This window comes from Streptomyces sp. CA-288835 (assembly GCF_050936385.1).
Lineage (GTDB): Bacteria > Actinomycetota > Actinomycetes > Streptomycetales > Streptomycetaceae > Streptomyces.
In genome coordinates, this window is sequence record NZ_JBNJMW010000001.1 from 3,675,024 (window position 1) to 3,691,838 (window position 16,815).

At 70.0% G+C, this 16,815-nt stretch carries 11 protein-coding genes; 6 read left to right on the top strand and 5 right to left on the bottom strand.

The annotated features are described in order from the left end of the window. The first annotated feature begins 5 nt into the window (after window positions 1–5). From ACQEVY_RS16480 to ACQEVY_RS16495, 4 genes are read left to right on the top strand one after another with little or no spacing between them, the layout of a single operon-like run. Window positions 6–1,079: a hypothetical protein gene (locus tag ACQEVY_RS16480; protein WP_432949124.1), complete on the top strand. Its 1,074-nt coding sequence runs from the start codon at window positions 6–8 to the stop codon at window positions 1,077–1,079. A 13-nt stretch (window positions 1,080–1,092) separates the two neighbouring features. Continuing rightward, window positions 1,093–2,268, top strand: a complete 1,176-nt coding sequence (locus ACQEVY_RS16485; protein ID WP_432949126.1) for a toxic anion resistance protein — start codon at window positions 1,093–1,095, stop codon at window positions 2,266–2,268. After that, window positions 2,265–3,824 carry a substrate-binding and vWA domain-containing protein gene (locus ACQEVY_RS16490; protein ID WP_432949128.1) on the top strand — a complete coding sequence of 520 codons (1,560 nt, stop codon included), beginning with the start codon at window positions 2,265–2,267 and terminating at the stop codon, window positions 3,822–3,824. The genes ACQEVY_RS16485 and ACQEVY_RS16490 overlap by 4 nt, the downstream gene beginning before the upstream one ends. After that, the gene (locus tag ACQEVY_RS16495; RefSeq protein ID WP_432949130.1) at window positions 3,811–4,431 is read left to right on the top strand and encodes a hypothetical protein; all 621 of its coding nucleotides are present in this window, start codon (window positions 3,811–3,813) and stop codon (window positions 4,429–4,431) included. Before ACQEVY_RS16490 ends, ACQEVY_RS16495 begins: the two co-directional genes overlap by 14 nt. Window positions 4,432–4,921: 490 nt before the next feature. On the opposite strand, the gene ACQEVY_RS16500 is transcribed toward ACQEVY_RS16495, so the two are convergent. The 4 genes from ACQEVY_RS16500 to trhA all read right to left on the bottom strand — a co-directional run bounded on the left by ACQEVY_RS16500 (window position 4,922) and on the right by trhA (window position 8,763). After that, on the bottom strand, window positions 4,922–5,644 hold the full coding sequence (locus ACQEVY_RS16500; RefSeq protein ID WP_432949132.1) for a Mut7-C RNAse domain-containing protein: 723 nt from the start codon (window positions 5,642–5,644) through the stop codon (window positions 4,922–4,924). Between the two features lie 78 nt (window positions 5,645–5,722). Further along, window positions 5,723–6,355, bottom strand: coding sequence for a TetR/AcrR family transcriptional regulator (locus ACQEVY_RS16505; RefSeq protein ID WP_432949134.1), 633 nt, complete (start codon window positions 6,353–6,355; stop codon window positions 5,723–5,725). A 4-nt stretch (window positions 6,356–6,359) separates the two neighbouring features. After that, window positions 6,360–7,934, bottom strand: coding sequence for a DHA2 family efflux MFS transporter permease subunit (locus ACQEVY_RS16510; protein WP_432949136.1), 1,575 nt, complete (start codon window positions 7,932–7,934; stop codon window positions 6,360–6,362). 112 nt (window positions 7,935–8,046) lie between these two features. Next, window positions 8,047–8,763, bottom strand: coding sequence for a PAQR family membrane homeostasis protein TrhA (gene trhA, locus ACQEVY_RS16515; RefSeq protein WP_432949138.1), 717 nt, complete (start codon window positions 8,761–8,763; stop codon window positions 8,047–8,049). Between the two features lie 339 nt (window positions 8,764–9,102). Between trhA and ACQEVY_RS16520 the strand changes: the two genes are divergently transcribed. After that, window positions 9,103–10,926 carry a phosphoenolpyruvate carboxykinase (GTP) gene (locus ACQEVY_RS16520; RefSeq protein WP_432949140.1) on the top strand — a complete coding sequence of 608 codons (1,824 nt, stop codon included), beginning with the start codon at window positions 9,103–9,105 and terminating at the stop codon, window positions 10,924–10,926. Between the two features lie 376 nt (window positions 10,927–11,302). Here the strand turns inward: ACQEVY_RS16520 and ACQEVY_RS16525 are convergent, their stop codons facing one another. After that, window positions 11,303–13,330 carry a thioredoxin domain-containing protein gene (locus ACQEVY_RS16525; protein ID WP_432949142.1) on the bottom strand — a complete coding sequence of 676 codons (2,028 nt, stop codon included), beginning with the start codon at window positions 13,328–13,330 and terminating at the stop codon, window positions 11,303–11,305. 252 nt (window positions 13,331–13,582) lie between these two features. Between ACQEVY_RS16525 and ACQEVY_RS16530 the strand changes: the two genes are divergently transcribed. Next, window positions 13,583–16,786 (top strand): tetratricopeptide repeat protein, encoded by a 3,204-nt coding sequence (locus ACQEVY_RS16530; RefSeq protein ID WP_432949144.1) that lies wholly within the window; start codon window positions 13,583–13,585, stop codon window positions 16,784–16,786. Window positions 16,787–16,815: the final 29 nt, after the last annotated feature.

Genomic DNA, 16,815 nt, shown 5'->3' on the forward strand with positions numbered 1-16,815 from the left:
CCGGTGTGAGAAGAATCGTCGCAGTCGTCCTGGCGGTATTCCTCATCGGCGGAGTAGCAGCAGCCGTCGTAGCGGGCCGCGAAGACCAGGACAAGAGCACGGCAACGAAGACCGTGCGAGGAGTGATCGGATCGGAGAAGGCAGAGTTCTTCGCCGACCCCGACGTGGTGAAGGCCCTCGCTGCAAAGGGCTACACCGTAGAGACGGAGACGTCCGGTTCCTGGGCCATGGAAGGCCTGGACCTGAAGGGACACGACTTCGCGTTTCCGGGCAGCCAGGCGCCCGCCGACGAGCTGGCGAAGAAGTACGGCGTACGGCAGCCCCTGCCGCGCCCCTTCTACTCGCCCCTCGTGGTCGTGGCGCACCGCAACGCCGCCGAGGTGCTGGCCGCGAACGGACTCGCGACCGTCAACAAGGGCAACGGCACCCTGAACATGACCGCCTATCTGAAGGCGGCGCAGGCCAACAAGACGTGGCAGCAGCTCAAGGGCGCGGACAAGTACGGGGAGTTGACGGGGACGCTGTTCGTGTCGACCACCGACCCGACCAGTTCGAACTCCGGCGCGCTCTACCTCGCCGCCGCCTCGTACGTCGCCGCCGGCGGCCGGGTCGCCGCCGACACGTCCGCCGTAGGCGAGACCGCGCCCCTGATGCGCAAGCTGGTCAGCGTCCAGGGCGCCCAGCAGACCAGTACGGACGCGACGTTCCGGGACTTCATCAGCGGGGTCGGCAATCCGCTCGTCCTCGTCTACGAGTCCCAGGTCGCCTCGCTGCTCGTGCGGGACCAGTCCGTCGACGACCTGACCGTCCTCTACCCGGACACCACCGCCAACAGCGACCACACCGTCGTACCCCTCACCGAAGAGGGCCGGGCGCTCGGTGAACTCCTCAGCACCGACAAGGAGTTGCGCAAGCTGGCGGTGCGGCACGGGTTCCGGCCGCAGGGCGCGAGCGCGGAGTTCACGGCGGCGACCGCCGCCCACACCACGTATCTGAACCAGAAGCTGACCGGCGTCCGGCAGGCGCCCGTGCCCGCCTCCAAGGTGCTGCACGAGATGGCACGCCAGGCGCGGGGCTAGGGGGAAACCGCAAGTGACCAGTGACAACGAAGACTTCGTCCTCACTCCGCCCGCGCCCGTCGCGGCCGTGCCGAAGGACAAGGCCGGCGGGCTCGTACCCGTCGACGAGTCGGTCCGTACGGACATGGCGCGCAAGGCCGAGGAGTACGTCGGCGGGCTCGCCGCCCTCGACGCCCGTTCCCCCGAGTTCGCGGGGAAGATCGGGGAGATCGTCGCCCTCGGCTCGGGCGAGATGCGTTCCGCGTCCGCGCAGTCCAACCGCATGCTGGACCGTACGATCCGCAGCCTGCCCGCGAACGGTGAGGACGCCCAGTCCCGCGTCTCCTCCTCGCTCGTCGAGCTGCGCCGTACGGTCGAGGACCTGGACCCGCGCGACCTGCCCGCGAGCAAGGGCCGCAAGCTGCTCTCCAGGCTCCCCGGCGGCAACAAGCTGCGCGACCATGTCGCCAAGTACGCCTCCGCACAAGGCACGTTGAACAAGATCGTCGGCTCCCTGCGCGGCGGCCAGGACGAGCTGCGCCGCGACAACGCCGCCCTGCAGACCGAGCGCGTCCGCCTCTGGGACACGATGGGCAAGCTCCAGGAGTACGTCGTCCTGACCCAGGCCCTGGACGAGGCGGTCGAACGGCACATCGCCGGCGTCGAGGCCACGGATCCGGCACAGGCCGACAATCTGCGCGCCGATGTCCTGTTCCCGGTACGCCAGAAGCATCAGGACCTGCTCACCCAGCTCGCGGTGTGCGCACAGGGCTACCTGGCCATGGACGTCGTACGCCGCAACAACGAGGAACTCATCAAGGGCGTCGACCGTGCGGCCACCACCACCGTGTCCGCGCTGCGCATCTCGGTGATGCTGGCCTCCGCCCTCGACAACCAGCGCCAGGTCGTCGAGCAGGTCAACGCGCTGCGCGGCACGACGGAGGACCTCATCCGCGGCAACGCGGAGATGCTCGCCACGCAGTCCGGCGAGATCCAGCGCATCGCGGCGGACCCGGCGGTCGGCGCGGAGACGCTCCGCAGCGCCTTCCAGCAGATCTACCGGACCCTCGACACGATCGACCAGTACAAGGCCCAGGCCACGGAGACGATGGCCGCCACGGTCGAGTCCCTGACCTCCGAACTCCAGCACGCCTCCGCGTACTTGGAGCGGTCCCGCTCGCAGGGCGCGCTGGAAGGAGGGCTCGGATGAGAGGTCGCCACACCGCTCTGGCCGCCGTCCTGCTGCTGGCGGTCACCGCGTGCACGGGGAGCGAGAGCTCCGAGAAGCCCGGTCAGCCCGCCAAGGCCGAACCCGGCACCCTCCGCATCCTCGCCTCCAGCGAGCTGTCCGACATGGGCCCCGTACTGGAGGAGATCCGCAAGGACACCGGCATCAAGGTCGTCCCCACCTATATGGGCACGCGCGACGCGGTGGACCGGCTCGCCTCTGGGAAGGCGGACGGCGCGTACGAAGCCGCGTGGCTGGCCTCCAGCGACTACCTGCGCCTGGACGCGGCAGCCGCGCAGAAGGTCGTGTCCCAGACGCCGATCATGTCCAGCCCGGTGGCGATCGGTATGAAGCCGGAGACCGTACGCCGGCTGGGCTGGAAGCCCGAGGATGTCACCTGGTCGCAGGTGCACAAGGCGGTGGCGGCCGGTGATCTGACGTACGGCATGACGGACCCGTCCCGCTCCAACTCCGGTTTCTCCGCGCTGATCTCGGTGGCCTCGGGCCTTTCCGGCGCCCAGTCCGCGCTGACGGACGCGGATGTGGAGCGGGCGACGCCCAAGCTGGCGGAGTTCTTCAAGGGGCAGGAGCTGACGTCGGGTTCCTCCGGCTGGCTGGCATCCGCGTACGCCCGTCGCGGCACCGTCGACGCGCTGCTCAACTACGAGTCGGTGCTGATGACCATGCGTGGCGTGAAGGAGAACCTCACCGTGATCCGCCCCAAGGACGGCGTGGTCACGGCGGACTACCCGCTCGCCTCGCTCGCCGCCACCGACGAGAGCACCCGCGACACCGTGCGTCGCCTCACCGACGCCCTGCGCGCCCCGGACGCCCAGCAGCAGATCACGGAACGTACGGGCCGCCGTCCGGTCGTCGCCTCCGTGAAGCCCGCGCCGTGGCTCGACTCGAGCCGCCGCCGTGAACTCCCGTTCCCCGCAAGCCGATCCGTCGCCGATGGGCTCCTCGACGCGTACGAGAACAAGCTGCGCCGGCCCTCGCGCACGGTGTACGTCCTCGACACCTCGGGCTCGATGCGCGAGGAGGGCCGCCTCGGTCGGCTGAAGAAGGCGCTCACCGCGCTGACCAGCGACTTCCGTGACCGGGAGGAGGTGACGCTGATGCCGTTCGGCTCCGCCGTCAAGAGCGTACGGACGCATGTGGTGCGGCCCGAGGACCCGCAGACTGGGCTCGAAGGGATCCGCCGCGACGCCGAGGCGCTCACGGCCTCCGGGGACACGGCCATCTATACGTCGCTGGAGAAGGCGTACGAGCATCTGGGCGCCGATGACGACACGTTCACGTCGATCGTGCTGATGACGGACGGCGAGAACACGACGGGGGCGGGGCCGGAGGAGTTCGACGGCTTCTACGCCGGGCTGCCCGGTGAGCAGCGGGAGATCCCGGTCTTCCCGATCGTCTTCGGTGACTCCGACCGGGCGGAGCTGGAGCACATCGCCGAGCTGACCGGCGGCCGTCTCTTCGACGCCCGAAAGGGCTCGCTCGACGGTGCCTTCGAGGAGATCCGTGGCTACCAGTAATGACGTGAGTTTCGTGGCGAAGTCCTTCGCGTACCTGGAGTCCCGTAAGAACCTCACGGGGAGTGCGCTGGGGATTGTGGGGCTTGGGCTGACGTTCACGGGGGTGGCCGGGGCGTACTGGCCGGTCGTGGTCGCCGGTCTGTACGGCGCGGGCGCGCTCCTGGCCCCGCCGGAACGCCCGCCCCTGCCGGACTTCCCCGACCCGTCGGCCCAACTGGACGAGTTGCGCGACGACTTCGCCAAGCTGCGCGACTACCTGGCGGACGTCGAACTCCCACCTGCCGCCTCCGGCCGCCTCACCGAACTGACGGAACTCCTCACGGCGCTGCTGGCTCCCGGCTGGGTCACGGAGGTGCTCGCGCAGGATGCGGAGGGGGTGCATGCGTTGTCGCGTACGGTGCGGCAGGACGTGCCGGAGGCGGTGGACGCGTACGTGCGGGCCCGCTGGTGGACGCGCCTGACGCCCGGCGCGGATCCGCCGGAGCGGCACCTTGAGCGCCAGCTCGCGCTGCTGCAGGACGAGATGGAAACGCTGACGACGAGCCTCCGAGAGGTGGAGGCTCGTCGCCAGGAGTCGCATACGCGGTACTTGGAGGAGCGGTCGTAGGCGGGTACCTGCCGGTGGGTGCCTGGGGGGGTTCTTCGCCCCCGCCGCCCCTACCCATTCCCGTCCCCTGGGCTCCGCCCATAGCCCACCAGGGGCTCCGCCCCTAGGACCCCGCTGGGGCTTCGCCCCAGACCCCCACCAGGAGCGCCCTCGGGCCCAGTCCTGGGTCTCCGCCCCGGACCCCAGCGTGGGCCTGCGCCCGCGGGCCCGCTCGGGGCTGCGCCCCGGAGTCCAGCGTGGGGCTGCGCCCTCGGCCCAGCCCCGGGGCTCACTCGCCCCAGACCCCTTCGGGGCTCCGCTCGAGCGGGGGGGACTCCCATCGCGGCGGAGCCGCAAGTTGATACAGCCCCGCGCCCCTTCGGGGCGCGGACCCGCAGCCCTGGAGGGGCGCTGGCCCCGCTAGACGCCTCGTCCCCCCTCAGCCGAGGGAGCCCGGCACCGGATCCGCCACCAGATCCGGCGCCACACGCACCCGCCGTCGCGAACCGGCCTACCCGAACTCCGCAACGGCGCGCGTCACGATCGCCTCCAAGCGATCGTGATGCGCGCCCCGCCAGTACACGCGCCCACACTCCTCGCACTGCGCGAACACGTCGTACGACCGCTGCGTCCCGCCCTCGAGCCGGTCGGCGATCTCGTCCTTGACGGCCTCCTTGAGCAGGCCGTTGCAGGCCGTGCACCGAGTCCACGGCTTCAGCTCGGGCTCGAACCGACCCAGTACATCCCGGAGTTGGTCATCAGGACGCGTGCTGTAGACGAACGCCCCGGCCCACAGCTCGCGCCGGCGCAGCAGCCCGCGGTCGCGGCTGAGCATCACGCGCCGCTCGGCCGCCGAGCGTGCGGCGAGGGCCGGGTCGCCGATGTCGGTGGACTCGTACGCGGCGTCCACGCCCAGCAGCCGCAGCCGCCGGGCAAGCGTCCCCAGGTGTACGTCGAGCAGGAAACGCAGCGGCGCCCCCGGCACCCGCTGCGGCCGCTCAACGGCCCGCACCTCGACCGACTCGCCCGCCCCGGGCACGTACGACACGGACACCTCACGCCCGTCCACGACGAGCGCCCCGACCTCCGTCAACGGCACACCCAGCGACTCCACGACATGCCCCAGCGTGGAGACGCCGTCCGTAACAACCTCCGTGGCCCCCACCCGCCGCCCCTGCGGCACGAACATGCCCAGCTCGGGGGCGAACTCGACGTGGATCTCCGGTCCGTTCACGGGGTCAGGATGCCATGACCGCCGTACGGTGGCCGGGGCCTTTTCCGGCGCCCTGAGGTCATCGCCGGGTCATCCGGGTCATCGCTTGGGGAGGTCCTTGAAGGTGTCGAGGGTGCGGTCGAGCAGATCCAGTACGTCACCTTGGTAGTCGTGCTCGACCCAGTAGATGGTCGCTTCGAGGAGGGCGCCCATCAGCCCCATCGTGTAGACCCGTACCTCCAGATCGTTCTCGTCCCGGCCGGTGCGTTCCGCGACTGCTCGGCACAGCAGGCGGCCCGTGACGGACATGCTCTCCATGATCCGGGAGCGCACGGCCGGGACCTCCGTCATCAGGCGGAGGCGCAGCTTCATCTCGCGTTCCACGAAGCTCGGGTCGTCGGTCATCGCCATGGTCATCGACTGGCGGATGATGGACCGCAAGGAGTCGACCAGGCTCTCGTCCGCCGGACGCGACCGCAGCAGGTCCACGGCAAGAGGGTCGTACTCGTCGGTGAGGACGATGTCCTCCTTGGTCGGGAAGTAGCGGAAGACGGTGCTCGGCGAGACCTCCGCACGGTCGGCGATCTGCTCGACCGTCGTGGCGTCGTACCCCTGCTCCTCGATCAGCTCATACGTGGCGTTCCTGATCGCGATGCGCGTCTTGAGCTTCTTGCGCTCCCGCAGGCTCAGGTGCCGGGCGGCTTCCGGGAGGGAGGTTCGTGCCGTGGTCATCCCGTCATTGTCCGCCATCGGGTTTGGTACGAGCCATGGCCGGAACCTCGTCTTCCGCTTCCCCGTCCGCCTTGGCGGGCCGTACGTTCGGCAGCAGCGCCGCCGTCAGCAGGGCGGTCACCAGCGCCGCCATGCCGCACACCACCAGGACCGTGCCCATGCCGTCCACGTACGCGGCGTCGGCGGAGCGCGCGAGGCCAGGCAGCCCGAGCCGCTCGGCGACCGCGTGCGCGCCGGTCAGCGACTCGCGCGCCGCGTCCGCGGCTCCGGCGGGGAGGCCCGAGGTGTCGATCCGGTCGCCGTAGGCACCGGCGACCAGGCTGCCCAGCAGCGCGATGCCGATCGCACCGCCCACCTGCCGCAACGTCATCAGCAGCCCGGACCCGCTTCCGGCCTCGTCGCGAGGGATCCCGCCGAGCGCCGCGTCCATCGCGGGCACCATCGCGAGCCCGAAGCCCAGTCCCGCGATGGTCAGCCACAGCGCGGTGAACCCGTACCCGCTGTCCGCCTCGGTACGGGACCCGAGCAGCGCGGCGAAGCACAGCACCGCCAGGCCCGCCGTGACCACAGGCCGTGGCCCCATGCGCCGTACCAGCGGTGTGCTCATCCGGGCGGCGACCATCAGTCCGCCCATCATCGGCAGCAGCCGCAGCCCGGTGCCGAACGCGTCACTGCCCCCGACCTCCTGGAGATACGTCGGCAGCATGAACAGCAGCCCCGAGAAGACAAAGGTGCCGAGCGTCGCCGCCAGACTGTTGAACAGGAAACCGCGGTGCCCGAGCAGCTTCAGATCCAGCATGGGCCGCACGGCCCGGCGCTCCCGTACGACAAGGGAGGCCAGCAGCCCCGAGGCCAGCGCGAACGAGCCGAGGACCAGCGGACTGCCCCAGCCGCGCTCGGGCGCCTCGATGATGCCGAAGACCAGGGCGCCGAGACCGACCGCGCTGTACGCGGTGGACAGGACGTCGACGCGTGGCGATGCCGGGTCGCGGGATTCGGGCAGCAGGAAGAGGCAGGCGGCGATGCCGATGGCGACCATCGGAATGTTGATCAGGAAGATCGAGCCCCACCAGTAGTGGTCCAGCAGCAGCCCGCCGACGAGCGGCCCGAGCGGCATGCCCGCGGCCATCGAGGCGGTGACCGCCGCGACCGCCTTGCTGCGCTCCTCCGGCCCGAACATCGACGGCAGCACCGACAGCCCGAGCGGGATCACCAGCGCTGCGCCCACACCCATGACCGTACGGGCCGCGATGACCAGCTCGGGCGTCGAGACGAGGGTGCCGAACAGGGCTCCGGCGAGGAACACGAGGAGTCCCGCGATCAGCATCCTGCGCCGTCCGAAGCGGTCGCCGAGCAGTCCGGCGGGGAGCATGAGGGCCGCGAAGACGACGACGTACGAGTCCACGATCCACTGGAGCTCGCCCGTGCTGGCCTGCAGCTGCTCGGCCATCGTCGGCAGTGCGACGTTGAGGATCGTCAGGTCGAAGCCGAGGACGAGCATGCTCGCAACGAGGGCGCCGAGGGCCCACCAGCGACGTGGGTCGGGCCGGGTCTCGGCCCGTGGAGTGACAGCAACCATGAAATGAGAGTAGCTCTCAAAAGATGCCAGCTGTCAATGCGTGGGCGCGGGTACGCACGCAAAAGTGGCCGCGGCTCAAGAGCCGCGGCCACTGAAGGCAAGGTCGATGGAGCTACCCGTGCTGGTACGCCACGATCGAGATCCCGATGTAGTGCGTGATGAACGCGACCAGCGTGAACGAGTGGAACACCTCATGGAAGCCGAACCAGCGCGGTGACGGGTCGGGGCGCTTGAGGCCGTAGATCACGCCGCCCGCGCTGTAGAGCAGCCCGCCGACGATCACCAGGACGAGGACGGCGATCCCGCCCGTGCGCATGAAGTCGGGGAGGAAGAAGACGGCTGCCCAGCCCATCGCGATGTAGCAGGGGGTGTAGAGCCAGCGCGGGGCGCCGACCCAGAACACCCGGAAGAGGATGCCGGCGATAGCGGCGCCCCAGATGCCCCAGAGCAGCCACTGCCCCTTGGCGCCAGGCAGAAGGAACATGGTCAGCGGTGTGTACGTGCCCGCGATGATCAGGAAGATGTTCGCGTGGTCGAGCCGGCGCAGTACGCCGTCGGCCCGCGGTGACCAGTCGCCCCGGTGGTAGATGGCGCTCACGCCGAAGAGCAGGCAGGCGGTCAGGACGAAGATCCCGCAGGCTATGCGTCCGCGCGTCGTTTCCGTGAGGGCGGTCAGGACCAGGCCGGAGACGAGCACGGCCGGAAACATCCCGGCATGCAGCCAGCCCCGGAGCTTGGGCTTGGCCGGATGCGGCAGATGGGAGAGCGCGGCGGAGACGCGGCCGGCGGCCGGCGTGTCCAAGGGCGCGTCGGAGGCGGACGCAGTCATAGGCCGAATCGTACCTACGGAACCGTAAGTCCTGAATCAGTTCGCCCATGCGATAGGGGCCAAGTGGCTTTCCTCTCACCGGGGTTTGAGGGCCGGGAACTTCGGTCCGCTATGGCGAATTGGTAACGAAGTGGACAATAAACATGAAACCCCCGGGGGGAATGGCGTGGCGATGGTCACGTCTGCTCAGGTGTGAGGCGCTCTGGACATATGCGCGAACCCGTCGGATGATCATATGAGTGCGGTCGGCACCGGATGAGCGCCATGATCCAGACGAAGCATCCGGGCCGCGGCCCCCAAGGGGCATTCGACAACAAAATCCCTCATCTAGGAGCAACCGTGGCGCGCGACATCGCGGCTCCCCCTGCCGTTCCCACCAACCACCAAGAACTGATCTCGTGGGTCAACGAGATCGCGGAACTCACGCAGCCGGACAACGTGGTCTGGTGTGACGGCTCAGAGGCGGAATACGAGCGACTGAGCGAGGAGCTCGTCCGTAAGGGCACCTTCAAGAAACTCGACCCGATCAAACGCCCCAACTCCTACTACGCGGCCTCCGACCCCACCGATGTCGCCCGGGTCGAGGACCGCACCTTCATCTGCTCCGAGAAGGAGGAGGACGCGGGTCCGACGAACCACTGGAAGGACCCCGCCGAGATGCGGGAGATCTTCGCGGGCGAGCAGGGTGTGTTCCGCGGCTCGATGCGTGGCCGGACCATGTACGTCGTGCCGTTCTGCATGGGCCCGCTGGGCTCGTCGCTGTCCGCGATAGGCGTCGAGATCACCGACTCCGCGTACGTCGCCGTCTCCATGCGCACGATGACGCGTATGGGCCAGGCGGTTCTGGAGGAGCTCGGCTCCGACGGCTTCTTCGTGAAGGCCGTCCACTCGCTCGGCGCGCCGCTGGAGGAGGGTCAGGAGGACGTTCCGTGGCCGTGCAACTCCACCAAGTACATCTCGCACTTCCCCGAGTCCCGTGAGATCTGGTCGTACGGCTCCGGATACGGCGGCAACGCGCTGCTCGGCAAGAAGTGCTACGCCCTGCGCATCGCCTCCGTCATGGCGCGCGACGAGGGCTGGCTGGCCGAGCACATGCTGATCCTGAAGCTCACGCCGCCGCAGGGGGAGTCGAAGTACGTCGCTGCCGCCTTCCCCTCGGCCTGCGGCAAGACGAACCTCGCCATGCTGGAGCCCACGGTCCGTGGCTGGACCGTCGAGACCATCGGCGACGACATCGCCTGGATGCGGTTCGGTGAGGACGGCCGGCTGTACGCCATCAACCCCGAGGCCGGTTTCTTCGGCGTCGCGCCCGGTACGGGTGAGCACACCAACGCCAACGCGATGAAGACGCTGTGGGGCAACTCCGTCTTCACCAACGTCGCGCTGACGGACGACGGTGACATCTGGTGGGAGGGGATGACCGAGGAGACGCCCGCCCACCTCACGGACTGGAAGGGCAACGACTGGACGCCGGAGTCCGAGACCCCGGCCGCCCACCCCAACGCCCGCTTCACCGTTCCCGCCTCGCAGTGCCCGATCATCGCGCCCGAGTGGGAGGACCCGAAGGGCGTGCCGATCTCGGCGATCCTGTTCGGCGGGCGTCGTGCCACGGCGGTGCCGCTGGTCACGGAGTCCTTCGACTGGAACCACGGCGTCTTCCTCGGCGCGAACGTCGCCTCCGAGAAGACGGCCGCCGCCGAGGGCAAGGTCGGCGAGCTGCGCCGCGACCCGTTCGCCATGCTGCCGTTCTGCGGCTACAACATGGGCGACTACATGGGGCACTGGATCGACGTCGCCAAGGACAAGGACGCGTCGAAGCTGCCGAAGATCTACTACGTGAACTGGTTCCGCAAGAACGACGAGGGCAAGTTCGTATGGCCCGGCTTCGGTGAGAACAGCCGCGTTCTGAAGTGGATCGTGGACCGTCTGGACGGCAAGGCGGAGGGCGTCGAGACGCCCATCGGCATCCTGCCGACCAAGTCCGCCCTGGACACGGAGGGTCTCGACCTCTCCGAGTCCGAGCTGGACTTCCTCCTGACCGTGGACAAGGACGTCTGGCGCGAGGAGGCGGCACTGGTCCCCGACCACCTCAACACGTTCGGCTCGCACACGCCGAAGGAGCTGTGGGACGAGTACCAGGCACTGGTGAACCGCTTGGGCTGAACCGGGTTGGGTTCGCCCCCGCCGCCCCTACCCGTCCCATACCAAAGGGCGCTGCCCCTGGACCCCGCTGGGGGCTACGCCCCCAGACCCCCGCCATCGGCCTGGCGGCCTCGTCCTCAAACGCCGGACGGGCTGGTTGTTGCTGACCTCGACCGACAAGTTCGGCCGCGAAAATCCAGCCCCTCCGGCGATTGAGGAGCGGGGGTCCGGGGGCTGGCCCCCGAATGGGGTCTGGGGCGGAGCCCAGGACTGGACCCGAGGGCACAGGCCCACGCTGGGGTCCGGGGCGCAGCCCCGAGCGGGTCCAGGGGCGCAGCCCCTGGTGGGCTCTGGGCGAAGCCGAGAGTGGGGAGCGACCAGCCACGCCGGCACGCAGTCAAGAAACCAGCTTCTCCCGCAGGGACCCCGCATCCGTCACCGGTGCGTCGCACGTGAAGTGGCGGCAGACGTACGCCGCCGGTTCGCCCTCGACCAGTGGGCGGTCGGCGAGGAGCGGGAGTTCGTCGCTGCCGGGGGTGCCCACCGCGACGACCGCTCCCGGGGCGGTGGCAAGGAGGGCGGTGCGGTGAAGGTCCTTCGTCGCCGGGGCGTCCGCCGGTCCGACCACGGCCACCTCACGCGGCCCGTCGAGCAGGGCCTCCGCGGTCGCGAGCCCCCAGCCGATGAAGCGCGGCGCCCGCGGGCCGAGGGCCTTCACGACGCCCAACGCCCGCTCCGCGGCGGTGCGATGAGGCTCGGCGCCAGTCTGGGCCGCGTAGCTCAACAACGCACCGGCCGCCGCACTCCACCCGGAGGGCGTGGCGCTGTCGGTCGGATCCTGCGGGCGACGGATCAGCCGCTCGGCGTCGGAGGCCGTGTCGTACAAGGCCCCCGACTCCTCGTCCACGAACCGCGTCAGCACATGATCGAGCAGGAACCCGGCGAACTCCAGCCAGACCCCCTCACCGGTCACCGAAGCAAGCGCCAGGAACCCCTCGGCGACATCCGCGTAGTCCTCCAACACGCCCGCGTTCGCGCCGACTTGGCCGTCCTTCGACGTACGGGCGAGCCGGGCCCGCTCGTCCAGATGCAGACGTACGAGAAGATCGGCGGCACCGAGCGCGGCCTCGGTGAGGTCGGGGCGGTCGAAGTACGCGCCGGTCTCCGCGAGGGCGGCGATCGCGAGCCCGTTCCAGGCGGCGACCACCTTGTCGTCACGGCCGGGAGCGGGCCGCTGGGCACGGGCGTGGCTGAGCCGCTGCTTGATGGACTCGATCCGCTCGGCGTCGAACACGCCGTCCTGCTGCGGCAGTTGAAGGACGCTGGCTCCCTCCTCGAAAGTGCCTTCCTCCGTCACACCGAAGTACTGAGCGGCGATCTCGGCGTCCTCATCCCCGAGGACGTCGACGAGCTGACGGGGCGTCCACACGTAGTACGCACCCTCGACATGCTTCCCCGTACCGTCATCGCTGTCAGCGTCGAGCGCGGAGGCGAACCCGCCTTCGTTCGTACGAAGTTCGCGGACCATGATGTCGGCGGTCTCCAGGGCAACGCGACGGGCGAGGTCGGAGCCGGTGGCCCGCCACAGGTGGGCGTACACGCGACACAGCAACGCATTGTCGTAGAGCATCTTCTCGAAGTGCGGCACCACCCACTCACGGTCCACGGAGTACCGCGCGAACCCCCCGCCCAGCTGGTCGTAGATACCGCCACGCGCCATCCGCTCACACGTATCGGCGGCCATCTGCAACGCACCCTCGGCCCCGGTCCGCGCGTGATGCCGCAACAGGAACTCGATCACCATGGACGGCGGAAACTTCGGCGCTCCACCGAACCCACCACGCTGGGCGTCGTAATCCCGAGTGAGCCCGAGCAACGCCTGCGCCAGCTCCTCCTCACCGGGCACGCTCGCGTCCCCGTACGAGATCTCCCGCCCGGCAAGATCCCGCGCGATCTTCCCGGCAACGTCTGCGACCTCCTCACGCCGGTCGGCCCAGGCGCTGTGCACACCCTCCAGCACCTGCCGGAACGACGGCATGCCCTGCCGCGGCGCGGGCGGGAAATAGGTCCCGAAGTAGAACGGCTCGGCATCCGGCGTGAGGAAGACGGTCATGGGCCAGCCGCCCTGCCCGGTCGCCGCCTGCACGGCCTCCATGTAGACGGCGTCGACGTCGGGCCGCTCCTCGCGGTCGACCTTGACGCTGACGAAGTGCGCGTTGAGGTAGCCGGCGGTCTCCTGGTCCTCGAACGACTCGTGAGCCATGACATGACACCAGTGGCAACTGGAATACCCGACACTCAGCAGCACCGGCACGCCACGCTCACGCGCCTCGTCGAAAGCCTCAGCCGACCAGGGCCACCAATCGACAGGGTTGTCGGCGTGCTGGAGGAGGTACGGGGACGTCTCATGGGCCAGGCGATTCATACTCCCAGCCTCCCACGCGAACCTGGTTCCGCCACAGCAAGCGGAGCGCGGTGCGGATCACCGGGGCGCGATGCGGATCACCGGCCCGCACCGGGGGTAGGTGATGGGTCGGGCATGTGCGGATCAAGTCCGTACGGGTCAGTGTGGTCGGCTTTTGAGGGCGTGAACTTGGCAATGGCTCTCTCGCCTTCGCACTCCGTCCGCAGGACACTTGACCCGGAATAAGCCGTTGCCGGCGGAGGGGGACCTGACATGCGGGACAGCCATCGGGCTGAGGCCGAGCGGCTGTTGGCCCGGGCCGTGGAGGAGGAGGTTCGGCGGTCGGGCGGGCGGATCGACGGGAGTGTGCTGCTGTCGCGGGCGCGTGGGGCGCTGGACGCCATCGCGGGGACGGCGGCCGAGGAGTACGAGGCGTATACGAAGGCGCTGGACGAGGCGGAGGCCGGGCGGCTGACGTTCGGGCAGCGGTGGGCGCGTGAGGGTGCCGGAACTCCCCTGCTGGTCGCGGTCGTTGCCGCTGTCGCGGCCTGTGTGGCGGACCTGGCGTTCGGCACGAGTACGGGGACGGCGATCGGCGCCGGAGCCGTGGTCGGTGTGGTGGGCGCCGCGGCGACGGTGGCGAAGGTGACCGCTTCGCATCTGCCGGCCGCGAGTCGCCAGGCCGGGGCGCTGGGGCAGCCTGGCGGTCCTGAGCAGTTGCGGCTGCAGTGGCTGACGGCGCTGGAGGTGCGTGGTATCCGTCCGTTCCTGGACCAGCAGCGGGTGCTCAGCGCGTCGACCGGTCCGAAGCGGAAGGCGCCGCAGCTGCGGGGTACGGACAAGAGCGCGGCGGCGCGCAGACGCAGCGTGCTGGAGCGGTCCTTCGATCAACTCCCGGAGCCGGAGGGCCCGTTCGCGGGCCGTAGACAGGAACTGGGGCGGGTCACGCAGTGGGTGCACGCGGCCCGCGCGAGTACGGAGACCAAGCCGACGGTGGTCGTGCTGCACGGCGCGCCGGGCTCGGGTCGCAGCACCCTGGCGATCCGTGCCGCGCACTCGCTCAAGGACCAGTTCCGGGGCGCGTGCGTGGTGGACCTGCGCGGCGACAGCCCGGAGGAGCCACCGCTGTCCACCCGTGACGCGCTGCTGCATCTGCTCAACCGGCTCGGCGCCTCGCGTGAGCAGTTGCTGTTCCGGGAGCGTTCCTCGCCGGAGCAGCAGGTGCGACGGCTGAGCGAGCTCTACCACCAGCATCTGACGGGCATGCCGGTGACGATCGTGCTGGACGACGCGAGCGACGCCGAGCAGGTACGGACCCTGGTGCCCGAGCGTTCCGACAGCCTCGTCGTGGTCACCGCTCGCAAACCGCTGGATCTGCCCGACGACCTCCCCGCCTGGGTGCACCAACTCCACGTGGAGCCGCTGGACTCGGCGGGCGCCGAGGAGTTGCTGAAGGCCGCGGCGCAGGACGCCTCAGGTCCGTACGACGCCGAATCCTGCGACCGCGTACGGGAGTTGTGCGGCGGCCTGCCGCTGGCGCTGCGGATCGCGGGCTCGGCACTCGGCCCGCGTACGCATCGTCAGCTGGCCACGGATCTGGATGCGTACGGTCCGGTCGAGCCGGTCGAACGGGTGCTGTGGCTGCGTTACAGCGACCAGTCGGACACGGCCCGGCGGCTGCTGCGCCGCCTGGCGCTGGCCGGCCGCGCCTCCCTGGGTGCCGCGGCGGCGGCCGCCCTGCTGTCGACGGACGACGCGGAGGCGACCCGGCATCTGGAGGCGTTGTCGCGGGCCGGGCTTATCGATCATGTACGGGGCAGCCGTTACCGTCTGCACGATCTGGTCCGTGCCTTCGCGCAGGCCCGCCTGCTGGACGAGGAGGACCCGGCGGAGCGTACGGCCGCGCAGGAACGACTCATCGTGAACTACGGCGAGTTGGCGGACTCGGTGATCCGCCTGGTCGACGGCAAGACGTCGACGCGAGCGGACACCGTTGGCCCGCACGGTTTCACCTCGCTGGACGCGGCGCTGCGCTGGCTGGACGACGAGTCGAGCTTCATCACGGCGGCGCTGCGCCATGCGGAGGGCGTGAACCAGACGGCCGTACTGAACCTGCTCGGCGCCCTGTGCGACTACTGCCTGCTGCGCGGCGACCTCTACCGGCTGGGCGAGATCAGCGAGTTGACGCAGGCGGTCGACCAGGGACTGCTCATGCGCTCGGTCCAGTGGCGTACGGGTATAGCGGCCCGCCAGCTCGGCGAGCTGGACAAGGCGCGTACGCAGCTCGCTTCGGTGGTGGACCTGTACTTCGAGGCGCATCATGACGCGGGCGCGGCGAGGGCGTTGTGCTCGCTCGGCATCACGCTCCACCACCAGGGCAATCTCAGCGAGGCGGCGGCAAAGCTCCAGGAGGCCATGGACTTGCAGGCCTCCCCCGCCCTGGCGGCGGACCGCGCCTGGACGATGCACGCGTTGGCGGCGGTGGAGCGGGACCGGGCGCGTCTCGCCACGGCCCTGGATCTCCTCACGCAGGCGCTGGTCATGCACCGCCAGAGCGAGTCCGTGCACGGTGAGGCCTGGGCGCACTTCCAGCTCGGGCAGCTGGGCCTGCGCATGGGCGACGTACCGCGTGCGGAGGCGGAACTCCGCGAGGCCCTTGATCTGTACGGCCGCACCCGTGACCCGCGGGGTGAGGCCTGGGCCCTGACCCAGCTGGCCCGGGCCCGCCTGGTGGACGGCGACGCGTCCTCCGCCGTGGACGGTCTGCGCCAGGCGATCTCCCGTCATCGTGACAACGAGGACGCGCGGGGCGAGGCGTGGACGGTGTACTACCTGGGCCAGGCCCTGGAGGAGTCCGGCAATCTGGACCAGGCCGTGCGCGAACTGGAGCGTTCGCGGACGATGTTCTCCCGCATCCGGGACGTGTACGGACTGGCGTGCGCCCGCCACCACTCGGCCCGCGCCACGCGCGATCAACGGGCGGTCCAGACGGGCTCGTTGCGCAACTCCGGCTTCGCCCGCCAGCTCCTGGTGGACGCCCGGGCGGACTTCCAGCGCATCGGCGTGGCTCATGGCGAGGCGTGGACGTGCCTGGAGCTGGCCGTGGTGGACGCGGGCAACGCCCGTACACAGTCCGCCCTTTCGCTGTGCGACGAGGCGGCGAGCCTGTTCGCCTCGTACGGCGACCGGCGGGGCGAGGACTGGGCCCGCTTCCTGCGCTGCACCCTGCTGCCCTACGCCTCCCCGGGCGGCGCCGAGATCGGCACTGCCGTGGCCCAGGAGGAGCTGACCCAGCTTTCCCGCAGCAACCACCCGACCCGCGACGGAAAGCTCGACGACTACATCGAGGCGTACCAGCTGCTGCTGGAACGCGGCGTCGACCTGGACGCGGGCTGGCAGGTCTGGCGCTTGGGGATGGTGCCGAACCGGCATGCGCGGGAGGTCATGGGGGTGGCGGTGGCGGCTCGATCTTCGTAGGGGACGGCCGGGGCTTCGGCGGGGGCGGC